Raw genomic sequence first — 19,230 nt, forward strand, 5'->3', positions numbered from 1 at the left:
GACGCCGGCTTTTTATGAAAAGCTGGCATTGTTTTTCACTTTTTTTGTATCTTCGCATAAGCAAAGTCACTGGTAGTGTTTTGGCTCCGAAATTGTAACTAAACATAAATATATAATTATCCATGAAGAAGTTGTTACACTACTGTAAATTGTGGGGCTTTTCCCTAGTGACTCCATGTTGCATTTTGTTTTCTTGTCAATCGGAGCCAACCTGCTCACCTGATGATCTTGAGTTCCAAAAGCGGTTTGACCGTAATTATCATTATGTAGTCAATAATATGCTGAAGACTCATGAGAAGATGGATACGCTATTGATGTTATGCGATGAATTGATGTCCACATCACCTTCCCGGCTTGAACCTCGTCAGCTTAGGTTATGGAATTATTCTTATGCCTTATCGTCATCGGTATATTTTAATAATAATGATTTGAAAAAAGGATTAGCTTGTCTTCAGCGAGGATTGTTTTTGTCAGATTCGCTAAACGATCCACTTTGTAAAAATCGGATATCCAGTACCTTGGCATTGGTGTATTCAAACTGGAAGATGAACGACGAGGCTAATGAACTTTTCAATCAGGTAATAGCCAATTCTGATAAAAGCGATACCTTGTCGATGGCAAATGCCTATTTAGCAAAAGCTATGCACATGGTTTATACCATGAAATATGATTCGGCAGTCTATTATATGTCGCTGATTGACAAGTTGAACATCCAGGAAGAGGATATGCTTCCGGGTTCTTATAAATCAGTTGATTATACCACTCGTTTTTATAAAGGCTGGAGTTTGAGCGAGATACCTGATTCGTTGAACCGTTCGATTGAGTTACTTCAAAGTCTGTATGACGATTATCATGCCCATAAGGAAGAAACGGTTTCTTTTGAATCGGTTTGTTTCCGGTTAGGAAAGGCTTATGAGCGGGCAGGAGATCCGAAAAAAGCGGATTTTTATTATCAGGAGGCTAAAAAATTGATTCTTACCAGGCCCGTTTCTTTCCAGTTGTTTGAAACTTCAGAACCGCTGATGAGCACGTATATACAAGAGAATGACACGAAGAACGCCATGCAACTTCTGCCAGTTTGGAAAACGATATCAGAACAATATTATGATAATCAGCTGAATGGAATGCTGGCCTATTATTCTGTAAAGCAGGATGTGGCCGGTATGGAAAAACAGATTCTGGAAGCAGAAGGGAAGTTGACCCAGCGCCGGTTGGAGATTGTAATCCTTGTGATGGTTGTCATTGTGCTGATGCTAATCATTGTATGGGGGATTTTTTACTGGAGAAACAAGAAACGTCGGCTTCAAACGTTATTCCAAGTATTGATGAGACGGTATATTGAGTGGCGCGAGATGGGAATTTATTTAGTATCCAAACAGGGAGAATCTTTGCCTTTATTGGCTGTTGGGCAAGACCTCGAAGCTACAACTGATGAAACTCTCCAGGAATCGTCTGATTCAGAAGGTACGAGTGATGATGATTTTTATCGTAACTTGTATTATCGTGTATTATTGGTGATGGAAAAAGACCGTCCTTTCCTGAATCCGGAACTGACTATCTCGCTTCTAGCTAAAGCCGCTATTACCAATCGTACACATCTTTCAACGGCTATCAACCGTATGACGGGTACAAACTTCAGTACATGGTTGGCTGAATACCGGGTGAATTATGTGATTCATCTGATGACTACCAGCGGATCAGATAATTGGGATATGCTTTACGAAAAGGCAGGTTTTGGATCCCGGACTTCCTTCTATCGGCAGTTCAAGCAAATTACCGGACTTACACCGAAACAGTTCTTAAAGCAACGGAAGTTTTAACAAGATTGTAGTCTTGATTTAATGTATCATCAAGCGAGTTCAGTACTTTAAAAGTATTGAGCCCGCTTTTTTATTTTGTATCAATTCGTTCATTTAGTACCATATTATTCATAGCCTGTTACTTTTTGTACCAGATTCTATATATGAAATACCAAAAGGTTCATCGTTGTTTCGGCGATGTACCAAGTATCTGTTTTGTCTTTAGCTTTGTCTTATTGAAAAAATGACGATGGCGGATCAGGTTTCTCTTTTGTGGAATTGGAAAGTGTAATTTTAGATGCGATGATCCGTTGTAATTGCTAGCTTAGATTGTATTGATTGTATAAAAAAGATATTTTTATGGTGACATCTGTTGTGTATAGAAGACACCTGACCCGTATATTATTATTAGGTACAATGGTTGTCTTTATGGTTCGTTTGTCGGCTCAGGAAATAGCCGTGAAGACGAATGGGCTGTATTGGCTGACTACAACCTTGAACGCAGGAGTTGAATTTGCTACCAGTAATAAGGTGACCATTGAGCTAAACGCCGCCTATAATCCTTGGACATTCAAAGACGATAAAAAAATGAGGTTCTGGTTAGTACAACCGGAATTGAAATATTGGTTGTGTGAAAAATTTGAAGGTCATTTTGTGGGGTTACATCTACACAGTGCTCAATTCTTTGGAGGTTTTAAGGATAAACGTTACGACGGCTATCTGGCCGGCGGAGGAATTTCTTATGGTTATAACTGGATTCTTTCACCGCATTGGAATCTGGAAGCTGCGATTGGTTTGGGATATGCCCGTCTGTGGTTCAAAGAGAGCGACAGAATTTACTGTGAGAAGTGTTACGAGAATAAAACCAAAAATTATGTAGGGCCTACGCAGGCTGCCATTTCTCTAGTTTATATGTTTTAGTTTCTAACCATTAGACGGACTCGATATGAAGAAATATAAGCATACATTATATAATATAGATTCGATCCAAGCAGGAAACCTCAGGTCGTTGTTTGTTGCTTTGTTCGTATTGGCTTCGGTACTTTCATCGTGCGCTACAAGACAGACGGCACCTTTGAAAACATTACCGTCTTCACAGGTTCTAATGCCCGGAGTAGATGATAGTGTACGTATCGATGTGATTTTTCTTCTTCCAGAGAACTATTTGACACGGAGAAGTCGTGTTGTAATCACTCCTCAACTGGTGGTTGGTGATTCGGTGTATGGTGAATATCCTCCGGTGGTACTCGATGCCTCAATCTACCGGAAGAAAGTGGAAAGGCTGGAAGTGCTCGACGGATTTAGTGATCCTTATGTGCAGGAAGCACGCATGATAGATAACAGGAAGTCATACGAAATACCATACACTTGTCCGGTTATTCTTCCGGCAGGAATAACCAATGTACATCTTCAGGCAGTCGTATCGACAGATGGTTGCGGTGAGTGTACCGGAACGGATACGCTGATATTGGCAGAGGTGGCAGATCCGATGAACTTTTTCCGTTCGAAAATGAAACAGGTACGTTTGAATCCGGATTTTGTAGCCCCTCCGAAAATCCGGGAAGGGAAAGGAAAAGCAAACCTGCAATTTGAAATCAACCGTTTCGATATAAAAATGGATATGGGACATAATGCCACTGAGATGGAAAAAATGCTCAATAGGCTTCGTCCTGTTCTGAACGACTCCTTGTCGATGTTGAATAAACTGGAGATTGTGGGTGTTGCGTCAGCCGACGGTTCGTTGGCTTTCAACACCACGCTGGCACGCAACCGGGCTTTGTCTGCAAAGAGATGGTTGTCCGATAAACTACATCTGCCTTATGAGGTACACCAACTGATAACCGTAAAATCCCGTCCTGAAGGATGGAAACCGGTTCTTGAAGCCATGCGCCGTGCGGAAGATGAAGATGCGTCTGCTGTTGCATCAATCCTTGCCCAATATAGCGACAAGAACGATGATGTACAAGAATATCATATACGCCACCTGCCTGCTTGGAATCGAATAAAAGACAATTATCTGCAGAAAGACCGTGTGGTGGAATATCTATATACCTATACAATGAAGAGTTTCACAACGGATACACAACTTTTGTCGCTTTATAAGACGCGTCCGGATGCTTTCAGTGAGGAAGAATTGCTGCGTGTTTCTGAATTGGTGAAGACAGAACATGAGTGCGAAGAGGTTTATCGTACGACGTTACGCTATTTTCCGGAATCGGGGGCAGCAGCCAACAACCTGGCTGTGATATATCACCGTAACAGACGTACGGCCGAAGCTGTGGCTCTGTTGGAGAAGCATACAGATTTGCCGGAAGCATGTTATAACTTGGGTGTGATGAAGGCGGAAAGTGGTGAATGGGAAGAGGCTTACACATTGTTGGCTCCGTTCGCTGATCTAAATACTGCGATACTGGCTTTACGTACGGGAAGGAAGGCTGAGGCAAAGAAGATAATCAACTCTTTACCCAAGGATACGAAAGGAATTGAACAATTACGAGATATGATAAGATGAAGGGATACGCCAGATACATAGTATATGTTTTGTCACTGGTCTTGTTGCCGTCGTGCATACGTGATGAGATTTTGCCTTGTCCGCCTTTGCAGGTGAACATCTCCGTGAAAGACAAGAATTATTTCAATATTGAGTCTGCTGTAAAATGGGGATACGATGTAAAGAAAGACGAAACGCTTCCTTTCAAGGATTATGTATCGACACTTTATTACAGGCTAGACAGGCTTGAGACGGGTGAGATGATGGTGGAACAGAAACTTTTCACTGTCTCTTCGGGTGACAAAGAAGTTGGTGTGACTTTCCCCGAAGACATACCTTTCGGCACTTATGTGATGACAACGTGGGGAAACATGCAGAGTGAGGTTCCGCTAGGCGACGATGCAACATCGTCAGACTTGCATTTATACAATGCGCAGGGAAACGATATTTATCTGAGTAGCGATACATTCGTGTATGATGAGAATCAGTATCTCTATACCGTAGAACTTGAACGCGTTAAAGGCAAGTTACTTATCAAAGCCGAAAATCTGCCGGACGAGATTCGTTTCTCTACAAAAGACATTACGAATGTGTATGCCTACGTGAAAGCGGACTTCAGTTATTCGCGGGAAGCTTTGGTACATACCGACACCTTGTGGCAGAAACCAAACGAGATTCTTACAGGAACATTGCTTTGTCCGTCAACAGACATCGACAATTCAACCTTAAGCATCAATTTTTATGAGATTTTTCCCGACGAGTTACGTGCCGGGCGTAGCCGAATGTGGATTGCCCCAGAGGATATCAATATTTCTATGAAGCGAAACACGCTAACCATCCTTCGTTTCATTTACGAGAGTGGCGGAGAACCAATTGATCCGCCAGATCCACCCGATCCAGATCCAGATCCAGATCCCGAAGATCCAGATCCCGAAGATCCCGATCCGGAAGAACCTGATCCTGAAGATCCGGATCCGGATGGCGGTGGGAACAGTAAATTCAAGATGTATGTACTTGTAAATGACAATTGGGAGAATTTGCATTCGATGGAAATAGAGTGACAAGATATATATCCTTGTCAGCTAAAGATATATAGACATTATGTTTAACTTACTAAATTTATTTTGTATGAAAAAGAAGTTTTATTATGCAGCCATGTTTGCTGCAGGTTTAATGACGATTTCTACATCATGTAGTAATGAGGATGAAATCATTAATGAAGGTGAGAACTCAGAAGTTGCCACTGGTGAACAGGTAATTGTGTTGGACATGCAGGATACAGATGTTCTTTCTACCAAGTCTCGCCCTTTATATTCGACAGAGAATAAAGGAGCTGAAAATGTTACGGATGTTCAGTTGTTAGTTTTTGAACATTCAGAAAATGTTGCAACTCCAATGAAACTTGTCAAAGTTTTGAAAATAAATATGTGGGATAAAAATTCTGTTGATTACAACTATGGACGTAAATATTCACTTAAGTTGGAAGATGGTGATAAGTTGGAAAAAGGTAAAAGCTATACGATCCTTGCTGTTGGTCAGGATGAATCTAATACATCAGCAACAGATTTAGCTCCATATAAGATAGTCGCAGGTAATCAAGCTGCAGCTTGGATTAATGCAGATTGGAGTACTCTGACTAGTTCAAGTCTGACTTGGAATGCAAGTTCAAATGTAAGTGAAGGTTTCTTGTTGACGGAAGATGGCAGAACATCTACAACTGAAGCTGAAATCTTTTCAGGTATCTCAAAACCTGTTACCTTACAATTTGATGGAGGTTTTACTACTGAGGTCCTATTGAAACGTCAGGTAGCTGGTGTGTTAGGATATTTTAGTAAAATTCCAGCAATGGTTAGAAATGAAGAAGGTGATGGTTCAAGGCTTTCACAGTATGATGCTGTTAAAAAAATTCGCCTTGTTGCTTCAACAAAGAATACTCGTATAGACCTTACTCATGCTTTAGGTAATCAGAAAGATGATGCAACAGAAGTTGGAAAAGAGAATGTTGTGAATGGTTTTGATTTAGCTTCTGCTGATGCAAAATATAATGAAGCTAGTACTGATAATGCTTATACAGTTTATGAAATAGATTTGGCACAATGGTTTAAACCTGCTAATTCGAATGCAGTTGATGGTAGTTATTGGTATAATATAACTTCGGATATATATTATGATGAAGCTCCAACGTTGGGATCTGAATTTAAATATTCAACAACAAATACAGGTTCTAAAGATCAAACTGCGACGACAACTTGGGTAAATGCTTTTGATCAAGCAAATGATAATCCAAGAGTAGCAACAAATTCTGTATTGGCAGGTAGATTTGTTATTCCGTTTGAAGTGGCAGATAATGTTAATGTGAATACATTTGAATTACAATTGATTGGTGGTGCTGATGATTCAGTCCTTAAATCTTGGAATGTTAAGTTGGATGAAATGTCTATTGACCAAACGCAAGGTGATAGTGAATATGTATTCAATATTTACCGTAACCACTTATATCAGATAGGTCAGCGTGGAAATGGCGATGATCCAACGAATCCAGGTACTGATCCGGATAAACCACAGCCATTGGATAAAGATCAGGAGCTGACAATCAAGATTAATGATCAGTGGGAATTTATCCACGATTTGGAAATTGATTAATTCCTTTTATTTATAATAGAAATCTAAAGAAAGGCATGTCATCAGATATGTAATAAAGCATAGAGGCATTTCGGTGCCTCTATGCCCCATTTATATATTGTGACATAACGTTTTTGAAAAGAGATACTTGTTTAATTAAAAAGAAAGTCAGAGTATGAAGACAAATTTGTTTATGGCACTGGCATTTGCCTTTTTGATGCTTTTTGCCGCATGTACAGAAGAGAAAATAATATATGTAGAAAAGGAAAACGACGTTGAATTGTTGCCGGGTGAAGGAATTTTGACAATATCCTTATCGGATATCACTACTCGCGCTGCACGTCCGATTGATCATTTTGATCCAATTGCAGATCTTGTTAGTGGTGGTAACAATGTAAATAAGATTGGTTTCAGGATATATAATAATAGTGGTGACCAAGTTTCAGGAGTGAAAGTTACTTCTTGGAATGGGGAAGCAATTTCTACTGATACTGAATTGAATGATTATATCTTATCTGTTGATGGAGAAGCATTGGCAAAGACTCCGCAACAGTTGAAGTTATCAGGTTTAAGTACGGGTGTATATACTATTGTTGCTTATGGATATAATGGAGATACTTGTCCATATACTATAGAATCTGTTACAAGTGAAATGTACTTAAAAGCTTTAACTAAAGATGAAGATAAATTCTTCGAAGAATTGTTTGCTGGTTCATTAGAAGTGAGCGCGAATGACTATGGAAATTTTACTCAAGAATATACACTTACATTATACCGTCAGATTGCAGGCATGTTGGCTTATCTGGAAAATATACCCGCTTATGTTGGAGAAGAAAGAGTCCATAAAATTACGATTACAACTATTACGGAAAATATAGGTTTTTATTTCCCTCATACTTTATTATCTGAAAATAGTTCACCTTTTTCAGATAAGAATGGTATAGTAACAGATTGGGCTAAAGATGATTTGTTGACTTTTACATTTAATGAAAATACTGTAAGCAATTGGAATACTGTCGCAATGGGTGCTACTTATCAATTTAATGGTGGGTCAGGTAAGAAATTTCTGCTTCCGGATGAAATGGATGACGAAGTTAAGAAAATATTAACTGAGAACTTAATGTGTATTCCAAATACATTGTTTGGTAGTTGTTTTTTGATTCCTACTTCCGGCTTTAATTATACACGTCAATTTGAGGGTGAGAAAGAGGCAAGAACAGCTTTGCATCTTGTTTTTTGGGGAGAAGAAGATAAAGTTCTGAAAGTTTTGAATCTGAAAGAATTTGCCGATGGAAAAGAAGAAGCTTATTGCATTCAGCGGAATCATTTTTATTCTTTAGGTACAAAAACAAAGTCAGAACCGGATGACGGAAAAGAACCGGATGAGGAAGATGATAAAGATACAGACGATCCATTGGACATTAATACTAATGCAGGAGTTGAATATTTATTGTTGAAAATTAATGATGCATGGGATGGTAACCATGATTTAATCTATAAAGAAGAATAAGTAAACAAACACAAAACCACGGAGCCGTTATTTATCTTCTCCGTGGTTATGTCTCTTAATAAGCAATAGACTGATGAACACGAAATCCTTTACAATATATTATAGAAGAGGAATAACAGGCTTGTTATTCCTCTTTGTTTCCTTGTTTCTTTTTTCATCTTGCGAAAAGAAAGAAATCTCACCGGATGAGTCTTCATCGGAAACACCTACGCAGTCTTTCTTGATTAAGGTGGAAAGTGTGGGTGAAGTGTCGTCACACACAACAACTGCTAAATCCCAAAGCCGTCCGATTTACAGTTTCTCGCCGGAGCAGACAATCGATCGTGTGGATGTGATCATCATAAAGAGGGCATTAACCGCCGAGATTGTTTATAAAGGAACTTTCATCAATTGGAGTGATACGGAAAATAAGGTCAGTGTGCCTTATGTGAATGGAGAGAAACGCGGCAGACTGCGGGAAGTTGTGCTGGAAGGTAACAGTCTGCTTGAGGAAGGAGTAGAATATATTGCTTATGGCGTTGGATTCCATTCCGGAACTTATGGTGACTATGAACCGTTCAAAGGTTTGTCGTTGGGCGATAAGTTCCCGAATTCGGAAATGGTAACAGTTCCTGACGGTGATGGTGTGGCAGAGATATTTGCCGGAGCACAATCGTTTTATGTGGAAAATGGGGAGATAATAGCCAATCCGGAAGATGAAGAGATCTCCGAAATTCCGGCAATCCGCCTGCGCCGTCAGGTAGCTGGTCTGATGGGATATTATACGTGTATTCCGGCTGTGATAGGAGAGAAGGCGGTCAAGTCGATTCGCCTGGTGACTCCGAAGGTGAACAGATCCATTATATTCGGAGGCTTCCGTTCGCTGTATGATCCTAATGACTTCAGCAAACTGAAAGTGATAAACGGATTCAATCCGAGGACAGACTATGACACCCGGTTTTATGGCTCTGAAACGAATGACGCTTTCGTTGTAGCTAATGATATAGAATTAGGTAAATGGTTTCCGGGTGGAGAAGATGGAATGCCTTTGGATGCTAACGGCGACGGTTTTCTGGACGGGGAAGATACGAACTGGAAAGTCAATGAGGAATTGGAGGAAGCCGGAATAATAAGGGTTCTGCAAGGTTCTGTCTTCAACAGTTGTTATTGGGTGCCGATAAGCATCACGCAGGAAGAGGCTGATGCCGGTATTCCGACATTCCAGTTGCAGTTGGTCGGAAAGAATGACGAGATTCTCACGTATTGGAATATAGAAGTGCGGCAGGCGGAAGAGTTTTCGGAGACAAGAACGTTGGTGTTACCTGGTGAGTCGGGTATTCCGGAGGTTATCACGGAAGAAAATCCGGCAACACCGATCACATTTAATATAGCACGAAACAATCTTTATTCTATGGGTGCAAAGAATCATGAACAGTCTTATGGTGAGGACGAACCCATAGATTTGTCCACCAGCAAAGATTTGGTTATTGATGTCAATCCGGAATGGAAAGAATTGGAGACTATTTATTTTGATTGACGATAATCATGATCGTATTACGTAATTGTGTGGAATAAAAATCCCGCCCGTCGTTTTCTGATTGATCCGATGGGTGGGATTTTTTATGTTGAATCACTTATTTATTACTGATCAGTTTCTTATGGACGAAGTGCGGACGTGGCAATGGTTTCGTCATGGCAGAAGTTGTCCGCGTTGTATAGCGGGTTTGTGCCTGTATAGGCAGATCGAATGTTACGAAGTCTTCGTATGTAGGCTCTTGTTCGGTGGCACGTTTCATCACCATATCATACATCGCTTTTCGGGAAGGAGCATTGAAACCATTGATGTTGCTGTTCATCATGCTCTCGTAAGTCGGACGATAGGCTCCGGAGATATAAGTACATGCACCTTCGTAAATACCGATTCCTTCAGAGGTATAACGACTGTCTTTCAGGAAGTCACTCCACAAGACTTCATTTTCATCGGTGGTGAAATCAACATTCAAGGCCCAGCCCAAGGCTTGTAACTCTTTTACCGATTTGATTTCCGAAGCCGGGATACTTCCGTTTTCTTCATAGCTGTATTCATCTTGCAGTTTGGTAAATCCGTGTCCGACGGCTTCATGTACGAGTACTTGCCGGAAGCTTTCACTTTCCAGATTATCGATGACCGGGCAATAGGCAATGGCAAACTCGACGGCTTTCGAACCATCGCTGTATCCAAAGTAAGTCGTACCGGCATACGCAGAAGAATTGAGGATGACGACAGCTAATGCTTTTTCCAGATCAACACCTTCAATACTTTCAACATATTCCATGACGGCTTCGTCGTTGCCCGAAATGCCGGTACTGTTACCACCTTCCAGTTCGCAGCTGAAAGCCGTTTCGAATCTGCTACCAAAATTGTTGTTTTTGGAAACAGCCGTGATGGCATATACATTGAAAATAGCCGCGTAATGATTTCAGCGGTTCTTCGGTGAATAAATTCTCCAGTGTTTTGTCCATGACCGTGTCGTATGTACCATCGGCTATGTCTGTATCAATGAATCCGTCTCCCATGATAACGATGGGCAATCCTTTTCCTAAAGAGGCTTGTTGCAAGATGCGTACCTGTTTGTCTGCCGAATAATCTGTAGATGTTCCCGAAGCCGTACCTTCCTGTACGATGGTTACGGTGTTCAACAAGGTTTGTTTGCCTTCTGTTTCTTTATAGAAAAGAATGTATGCTGTTCGTGAATTTTTGTCTGTATTGGGTGAGGCTTTCAGGCTGATGTAATAGGAATTGGTGGAACGGGTTTTTACATCTTGGGTCAACCAAGAGGCAGAACCATAAATAGCCAGTTCGTCATCTGCCACATTGGTCAAAAATTGAATACGTATGGGTGCACCTGCTGCCGGAACTTGATAAGTTTCTTGCTCAAGTTCCACAAAATCGGTGGCCTGTTGTTTAACCGTGACTTCGTGTGTCAACGATAAGGAAGAAAGAAGAACGGTAGCCGTTCGTGTTGTGCCTGTTGTATTCTCGCTGGTTGCAGTTAATGTGATTTGATGGCTACCTGCATCGCCCGAGGTTGGCGAAATGCTTAGCCAGTCGCTGGTTGTCGTTGCTTCCCATTCACGGGAACTGGAGAAACTGAAGGTTACTTCCGCCTTTTCGTTTCCATCTATGGTTATTTCTTCTTGTTCGTTTGTAAATGAAAAATTGGGTTCTATTTCTTCCTGGCAGCTAATGGCAAAGAGGAAGAGAAAGAAAAGTACAATTGTCTGTTTCATACCTTATTTTTTTGTTTCGTTGTTTCAAAATAAAGTAAGTTTTTTGAAGTTTACAAGGAAAATCGATTAATAGGGAAAAAATATCTATGAATAGGGTTATAAGGAAACTGATTTTTCCTTTTACGATTGCGGAAAAGAAGAAAAGCAGAGCACTCTTTTCTTTCAAAGGAGAGAACTCTGCTTTTCACTTGTTTGATTGAACCATGCAGCTCACCAATATTTTTATTTCTTTTGCCAGAGAGCATTCATTTCTTCCAGTGTCTTGCCTTTGGTCTCTGGTACACAACGCCAGACAAATAGCGCGGCAATGACGCAGACGATACCATAAAGGCTATAGGCAAACATCGGACTGAAATCATACAATGCCGGGAATGTAGATGATACCAGGTAGTTGAAGATCCACTGGAAGGCTACGGCAATGGCAACTGCCTGACCACGGATGGTATTCGGGAAGATCTCGGCAATCAATACCCAGCAGATTGGTCCCCATGACATCATAAAGAATGCGGCATAGACGATAATCGACAAGACAGGAATAATTCCTTTAATGCCCCAGTTGTCGCAGATGGCCACCATGAAGGCTCCGAATGCCATACCGATAGAACCGATAATCAACAACGGCTTGCGTCCGAAACGATCGACCGTTACGATCGCTACTACGGTAAAGAGAATATTCACGATTCCCATGATGACTGTTTGCATCATGCCACCGCCTTCTGCTCCGGCACTTTCAAAGATACGAGGTGCGTAGTAAAGGACGGCATTGATACCGATGGCTTGCTGGAACACAGAAAGCATAATACCGATGAAGATAACGGCAAACCCGTAGGTAAATAACTTTTCGGTCTTTTCAGTAGCAGTAGCTCTGATTTCGGCTAAAATTTCGCGGGCTTTGTTAACTCCGTTGATTTTCTCCAGGATAGAAAGTGCAACCTGATGTTGTCCGGTCATAACCAGATAGCGTGGTGTTTTCGGAACAGTGAAAAGTAACAGACCGAAAGCGGCTGCCGGAATAGCTTCCGAACCGAACATATAGCGCCAGCCTTTCTGAACAGTCCACATATCCGATTCCGGACTTAATGAATAAAGTCCTGTAGCGGCATCTTTCAAGACAATCGGGTTGGTATGGTCTCCTAAAATCAGGTAATTGACAAAGTAAACGACCAGCATACCGAAGATGATGGCAAACTGGTTACAAGAGACGAGTGTTCCTCGTATTTCGGAGGGGGCAATCTCAGCAATGTACATCGGGCAAATGGCTGATGCCAATCCGACACCAATACCACCGATGATACGATAGAGATTGAAGGCTAACAACAAACTCATATTGGCTTTCCCATATTCCAGGAACAGAAATTCCGGATAATAGGAACCTAATGCCGAAAGAAAGAAAAGGACAGCCGCCAGACGCAGCGAATTACGTCGCCCTAATAACGAGGCGAAATAACCGGATACGGCTCCTCCGATCACACAGCCGATCAAAGCACTCGACGAAGTAATGCCATGCATGACTTTATCGTAGTGGAAATCGGTTGCTGTCAGGAAGAATCCTTCCAGTCCTTTTTCTGCTCCGGATATAACAGCTGTATCATATCCAAACAATAGGCCGCCGATAACGGCGACCATTGTTATGGAATATAAGTACAACTTGTTTCCTTCAGTTGTTGAATGTGCAGTCATTAGCAATACATATTGACGATTGCTTCATACAATTCTTGTTTACCGCTGATCTGCTTCGGCTCACCTTGAGTCTTGGCATAAGCCACCAGTTCTTCCAAGGTCATCTTACCTTTTTCAAATTCTTTACCTTTACCGGCATCGAATGAAGCATAACGATCAGCCAACATTTGCTTGTAAGGTGATTCTTCCAACAGACGGGCTGCGTTTTCCAAAGCACGTGCCATCGCATCCATACCGGCGATGTGAGCGATAAAGATATCTTCCAGATCGGTTGAGTTACGACGAGTCTTGGCATCGAAGTTAGTTCCGCCGTTGCCTAAACCACCATTGCGAATGATTTGGATCATGGCTTGGATCAAATCAAAGTTATCAATCGGGAACTGGTCTGTATCCCATCCGTTCTGATAATCGCCTCGGTTGGCATCGATCGAACCTAACATGCCATTATCTACGGCTACTGCCAGTTCGTGTTCGAATGTATGACCTGCCAGTGTAGCATGGTTTACTTCGATGTTAACCTTGAAGTCTTTATCCAGGTTGTGTGCTTTCAGGAAGCCGATTACGGTTTCTGTATCGACATCATACTGATGTTTGGTCGGTTCCATGGGTTTCGGTTCAACCAAGAATGTACCGGTGAAACCTTTGGCACGAGCGTAATCGCGAGCCATGGTCAGCATCTGAGCCAGATGTTCCTTTTCGCGTTTCTGATCGGTATTCAACAAAGACATGTAACCTTCGCGGCCGCCCCAGAATACATAGTTTGTTCCGCCCAGTTCGATAGTAGCATCGATGGCATTCTTGATTTGAACAGCAGCACGGGCAACGACATTGAAGTCTGGGTTCGTAGCAGCTCCGTTCATATAACGGGCATGACCGAATACATTGGCAGTACCCCACAACAGTTTGATACCTGTTTCAGCCTGTTTCTGTTTGGCGTATGCCACGATTTCCTTCAGATTAGCTTCGTATTCTTCGATTGTATCAGCTTCGTCGCACAAGTCAACGTCGTGGAAGCAATAATATTCGATTCCGATCTTTTGCATGAATTCAAATCCGGCATCCATCTTTTCTTTAGCTGCCTGCAATTTATCGGGATTACCTTTCCAGGGGAATTGTTTGGTTCCACCACCGAACTGATCGCTTCCCTTAGCGCACAATGTATGCCACCAGGCCATTGAGAATTTCAACCAGTCTTTCATCTTCTTGCCCATGATTACTTTTTCGGGATCATAATACCGGAAAGCCATCGGGTTCTTACTTTCTTTTCCTTCGAATTTGATTTTTCCTATGCCAGGAAAGTATTCTTTTGTTTCCATGATATAAAATGTTTTATGTTTGTTATTGAATAATTTGTTCTTGTTTTTGTCTTTTGCCGTTCCGGATTATTGTATCCGGTGTTCCAGTTCCTGTTTCCAGTTTTCGTAAGCCGCCTGGTATTGTTCGGCTTTTGAGGTATCCGGTTCGATGACAGCTATCCGTTCCAGATTCGAGAAGGCTTCTTCTGTGTTCTGATAGATGCCGGCTCCTAAACCACCTCCGCGAGCTGCTCCGGCAGCACCGTCGGTATCATATAACTCGATGGTTGCACCAGTCACTCCGGCTAATGTATCCCGGAAGATCGGACTCAGGAACATATTCGCATGTCCGGCATGGATTTTCTTGACCGGTATGCCCATGCCTTCCATGATATCAATACCATATTTAAACGAGAAGACAATACCTTCCTGGGCAGCGCGTATCAGATGGCGGCGATCATGTCGGTTGAAATTGACATTCAGCAACGAACATCCGGTTTCTTTGTTTTCGAGCATGCGTTCGGAACCATTGCCGAAAGGAAGGATGCATACGCCTTCACTGCCGATTGCTACTTGCGAAGCCAGTTCGTTCATGGCTGCGTATGAAAGACCGTCGGCACCAACCATCTTGCGAATCCAAGAGTTTAGGATTCCTGTTCCGTTAATACACAGTAGAACACCCAGGCGAGGGTTGTCGGTTGTATGATTGACGTGGGCAAACGTATTTACCCGCGATTTCGGATCGTAGTTGATTTGTCCGTTCACTCCGTAGACAACTCCTGACGTTCCTGCCGTAGAAGCAATTTCTCCCGGATTGAATACATTCAATGACAAGGCATTGTTCGGCTGATCGCCTGCCCGGTAGGTAATCGGAATACCGGCTTTCAACCCCAATTCGGCTGCGGCTGCATTGGAAACTTCGCCTTGCAGACCGAAAGTCGGCTTGATATCGGCTATCAAAGAAGCATCAATACCATAATAATCCAATAATTCGTTGGCCAACGCATTTTGTTGGAAATCCCAAAACATACCTTCCGACAAACCGGAAACCGTCGTGCAGATCTCTCCGCTCAACCGCATGGCGATGTAATCTCCCGGCAACATGATTTTATATATCCGGTCGAATACCTCCGGTTCGTTTTGTTTTACCCACGCCAATTTGGAGGCTGTGAAATTTCCCGGTGAATTAAGCAGGTGCGCCAGGCAGTAGTTTTCTCCCAAGTCGTTGAATGCTTTCTGTCCGATTTCAACGGCGCGGGAATCACACCAGATGATAGACGGACGTAAAACCTGTTTGTTTTTATCCACGCATACCAGTCCGTGCATCTGATAGGAAATACCAATCGAACGGATATCTGCCGGATCGGCTTTCGATTCATCCATAACGGCGGCAGTAGCCAGTTTCAGATATTCCCACCAACTGTCCGGATTCTGTTCAGCCCAACCGGAGCGGACTGCCATGATCTCTGCTTCTGTTTTGGGATAAAAAGCTGAAGCAACGCATTTCCCTGTTTCAGCGTTTATCAAACTCGCCTTGACCGACGAGCTGCCAATATCATATCCTAATAAATACATAGCATTATATTTAAGTTATTTGGATTTATTTTGATTGATTCTCATCTCATCTTCTATCCGTTTTCTATTTACAAAAGTAATAGATATGCCATCAAATTGTACTTAGTACAAATATGTTGTTCAACACACTCACTGTAAATATTTGCGAATTAGGTTTATAAGAGATGAGGCTCAGGCAATATTTTGAGAAAATAATATTCATTTTCAGATGAAATCGGCAAAGGATGCTGTTGGGTTCTGGAAACAAATTATGGTGATTCCCGTTCAGATTTAATTTCTTTCCTATTTGATTCTTTTGAATTTTTAGTTATAAATTATTTGCATCACATAGGTGAATTAATTGATTTACCCATATGAATTGATTAATTCACTATTGTGATTTGATTAATTCATAATTGTGAATTATTTAGTTTGTTTTAAGCAAAACAGGAAAAAACGGTTGGGATTTACTTAGTTTTCAGTGAACGTCCACATAAACTCTGTGAATTTTCTTCGGTTATTCCAGATTTTTCTGTAAGTTTGCCTGCAAATTAATGTTTAAAATCAAATATCATGGCAAAAACAAATGATGAATTGCTGGCCATTCTAAGCCAGTTTGCTTTGGAAGAAAAGGTCGTTTCTGCAGAACCTTTTGGTAATGGACATATCAACGATACGTTAAAAGTCACAACAGATAAAGGTGAGATCAAATATGTATTGCAACGGATCAATCATCTGGTATTTACCAATGTAGAGATGTTACAACATAATATCCATGTCGTGACAACACATATCCGTGAGAAACTGGAAGCGAAAGGGGAAACGGATATCGATCGGAAAGTCCTTACTTTCTTGCCTACAAAAGACGGAAAATACTATTATTTTGACGGTGACAGCTACTGGCGTGTCTGTCTTTTCATTCCTCGCAGCAAGAGTTATGAGGAAGTAACGCCGGAATTGTCGTACGAAGCCGGTAAGGCATTCGGAGATTTCCAGTTGATGTTGTCGGATCTTCCGGAAGGAACATTAGGAGAAACGATTCCGAATTTCCATAATATGGAGTTCCGTTTGCAGCAATTCCATGAGGCAGTTGAGGCAAATGCGGCCGGTCGTCTGGAAGAAGTAAAGGATTTGGTTGAAGAGATTGAGAAACGGGCTGAAGCCATGTGTATCCAGGAACGCTTGTATCGGGAAGGAAAGCTGAAGAAACGTACTAACCATTGTGATACGAAAGTAAATAACATGATGTTTGATGCGGATACCGATAAAGTATTGTGTGTGATCGATCTGGATACGGTTATGCCGGGCTTTGTCTTGTCGGATATCGGTGATTTCATCCGTACTGCTGCAAACACAGGTGCCGAAGATGATGAAAATCTGGATCATGTAAACGTAAACCTGCCTATCTTCGAGGCTTATACCCGTGGATATATGGAAAAAGCCAAAGATTTCCTGACTCCGCTTGAAATTAAGATGTTGCCGTATGGCGGTCGTTTGCTGACGTACATGCAGACTGTTCGTTTCTTGACCGATTATCTGAATGGAGATACTTATTATAAGATTCACAGTCCGAAGCATAACTTGATCCGTACGAAAGCTCAGTTCAAGTTGTTGCAGAGCCTGGAAGCACATGCAGAAGAAATGGATGGTTTTATGAACCAGTGGTTATAAACTCTAAACAAAAACAATGATGAATACCAATCAGCCAAAACATCAGATTTCTCCGGTCGCATGGGTTCCGACCGTTTACTTCGCCATGGGTATGCCTTTCGTGGTATTGAACATGGTGACTGCTTTAATGTTTAAAGGACTGGGTATCTCGGATGCCCAGATTGCCTTCTGGACTTCGGTAATTATGTTTCCATGGACGATCAAGCCGTTGTGGAGTCCGTTCCTGGAAATGTTCAAGACCAAAAAGTTCTTTGTCGTACTGACGCAGTTCTGTTCCGGTATCTTTTTCGGACTGGTGGCCTTGTCGTTGCAGTTGCCGAACTTCTTTGCGGTATCCATTGCCTTATTGGCCGTGATTGCCTTTAGCGGTGCCACGCATGATGTGGCAACCGACGGTGTCTATATGGCCGTTTTGGATAAAGACGATCAAGCCAAGTATATCGGCTGGCAAGGAGCTTTTTATAATGTGGCGAAGCTGGCGGCTACCGGCGGTTTGGTGTATCTGGCCGGTTATTTGATTGAACATGTGGGTGTCGTTCAGGCCTGGATGTTGATCATGGGTTGCTGTGGTGCTATCATGCTCTTGCTGGGATTATACCACTGGAAGATGTTGCCAAGCGATAAAGCAGTATCAGAGAATCGGGTTACTTCTGCCGCAGATACATGGAATGCTTTGAAAGATGTGATCCTTACATTCTTTCAGAAGAAGTATATTGCCTTATATATTCTGTTTATCATTCTGTATCGCTTTGCAGAAGGTTTGGTGATGAAGATCGTTCCCTTGTTCCTCAAAGCTCCTTTGGCTGATGGTGGATTAGGTCTGACCGAGCAACAGATCGGATTGTATTATGGTTCGTTTGGAGCGGCAGCCTTTGTGCTGGGTTCTTTTATGGCCGGTTATTACATTTCTCATAGCGGATTGAAGAAGACGTTGTTTACCTTGTGCTGCGTATTCAACTTCCCGTTCGTCGTTTATCCTTTGTTGGCTCTTTACCAGCCGGATTCTCCTTGGCTGATCGGTGGTGCCATCACGTTTGAATACTTCGGATACGGATTCGGGTTTGTCGGACTAACGTTGTTTATGATGCAACAGGTAGCTCCCGGAAAGCATCAGATGGCGCATTATGCTTTTGCGTCGGGAATTATGAATCTGGGTGTAATGATTCCGGGAATGATCAGTGGTTTCTTGAGTGACTGGTTGGGTTATGCGCAGTACTTTATTGTGGTTCTGTTTGCCGCCATACCGGTTTTGATTCTGGTCCGTTTCCTTCCGTTTACCTATCCTGACGAGAAGAAGTAAGTAATCAGAAGGGAATCATCTGATTCCCGGATATAATTCAGGCACGAATTTCACCTGTT

Annotated in this window: 14 protein-coding genes; 9 read left to right on the forward strand and 5 right to left on the reverse strand. The window is 42.0% G+C overall.

All coding sequences use genetic code 11. The features are described 5' to 3' along the window. Positions 1 to 278: 278 nt before the first annotated feature. The 7 genes from MUN53_RS06895 (at position 279) to MUN53_RS06925 (ending at position 9,938) form a co-directional block, all read left to right on the forward strand. Complete coding sequence (locus MUN53_RS06895) at positions 279 to 1,820, forward strand: helix-turn-helix domain-containing protein (protein ID WP_243324223.1); 1,542 nt, start codon at positions 279 to 281, stop codon at positions 1,818 to 1,820. Positions 1,821 to 2,216: 396 nt separating this feature from the next. After that, positions 2,217 to 2,720, forward strand: coding sequence for a DUF3575 domain-containing protein (locus MUN53_RS06900; RefSeq protein ID WP_394803052.1), 504 nt, complete (start codon positions 2,217 to 2,219; stop codon positions 2,718 to 2,720). Positions 2,721 to 2,745: 25 nt separating this feature from the next. Then, positions 2,746 to 4,311: a hypothetical protein gene (locus MUN53_RS06905; RefSeq protein WP_243324229.1), complete on the forward strand. Its 1,566-nt coding sequence runs from the start codon at positions 2,746 to 2,748 to the stop codon at positions 4,309 to 4,311. After that, entirely contained in the window at positions 4,308 to 5,351 is a 1,044-nt protein-coding gene (locus MUN53_RS06910; RefSeq protein ID WP_243324230.1) for a hypothetical protein, read from the forward strand. Before MUN53_RS06905 ends, MUN53_RS06910 begins: the two co-directional genes overlap by 4 nt. A gap of 67 nt (positions 5,352 to 5,418) precedes the next feature. After that, complete coding sequence (locus MUN53_RS06915) at positions 5,419 to 6,933, forward strand: hypothetical protein (protein WP_243324232.1); 1,515 nt, start codon at positions 5,419 to 5,421, stop codon at positions 6,931 to 6,933. A gap of 154 nt (positions 6,934 to 7,087) precedes the next feature. After that, entirely contained in the window at positions 7,088 to 8,422 is a 1,335-nt protein-coding gene (locus MUN53_RS06920) for a hypothetical protein (protein ID WP_243324234.1), read from the forward strand. Between the two features lie 73 nt (positions 8,423 to 8,495). Beyond that, complete coding sequence (locus tag MUN53_RS06925) at positions 8,496 to 9,938, forward strand: hypothetical protein (RefSeq protein WP_243324236.1); 1,443 nt, start codon at positions 8,496 to 8,498, stop codon at positions 9,936 to 9,938. Positions 9,939 to 10,035: 97 nt separating this feature from the next. Here MUN53_RS06925 and MUN53_RS18335 read toward each other — a convergent pair whose 3' ends face one another. The 5 genes from MUN53_RS18335 to MUN53_RS06945 form a co-directional block, all read right to left on the reverse strand. Continuing rightward, the gene (locus MUN53_RS18335) at positions 10,036 to 10,716 is read right to left on the reverse strand and encodes a M64 family metallopeptidase (RefSeq protein WP_394803050.1); all 681 of its coding nucleotides are present in this window, start codon (positions 10,714 to 10,716) and stop codon (positions 10,036 to 10,038) included. A 76-nt stretch (positions 10,717 to 10,792) separates the two neighbouring features. Beyond that, positions 10,793 to 11,671, reverse strand: a complete 879-nt coding sequence (locus MUN53_RS18340) for a BACON domain-containing protein (RefSeq protein ID WP_317236342.1) — start codon at positions 11,669 to 11,671, stop codon at positions 10,793 to 10,795. A 222-nt stretch (positions 11,672 to 11,893) separates the two neighbouring features. Continuing rightward, positions 11,894 to 13,351 carry a D-xylose transporter XylE gene (gene xylE, locus MUN53_RS06935; protein ID WP_243324238.1) on the reverse strand — a complete coding sequence of 486 codons (1,458 nt, stop codon included), beginning with the start codon at positions 13,349 to 13,351 and terminating at the stop codon, positions 11,894 to 11,896. Continuing rightward, a complete protein-coding gene (gene xylA, locus MUN53_RS06940) occupies positions 13,351 to 14,667 on the reverse strand; it encodes a xylose isomerase (protein ID WP_243324240.1) in 1,317 nt (438 codons plus the stop codon). Before xylA ends, xylE begins: the two co-directional genes overlap by 1 nt. A 66-nt stretch (positions 14,668 to 14,733) precedes the next feature. Next, positions 14,734 to 16,221 carry a xylulokinase gene (locus tag MUN53_RS06945; protein ID WP_243324243.1) on the reverse strand — a complete coding sequence of 496 codons (1,488 nt, stop codon included), beginning with the start codon at positions 16,219 to 16,221 and terminating at the stop codon, positions 14,734 to 14,736. Positions 16,222 to 16,773: 552 nt separating this feature from the next. Here MUN53_RS06945 and MUN53_RS06950 point away from each other — a divergent pair. Next, entirely contained in the window at positions 16,774 to 17,871 is a 1,098-nt protein-coding gene (locus tag MUN53_RS06950; RefSeq protein WP_243324245.1) for a phosphotransferase enzyme family protein, read from the forward strand. Between the two features lie 16 nt (positions 17,872 to 17,887). After that, positions 17,888 to 19,171, forward strand: a complete 1,284-nt coding sequence (locus MUN53_RS06955; protein WP_243324246.1) for an MFS transporter — start codon at positions 17,888 to 17,890, stop codon at positions 19,169 to 19,171. The last annotated feature ends 59 nt before the right edge of the window (positions 19,172 to 19,230 follow it).

The sequence above is a fragment of the Parabacteroides faecalis genome, from assembly GCF_022809355.1.
GTDB classification, from domain to species: domain Bacteria; phylum Bacteroidota; class Bacteroidia; order Bacteroidales; family Tannerellaceae; genus Parabacteroides; species Parabacteroides faecalis.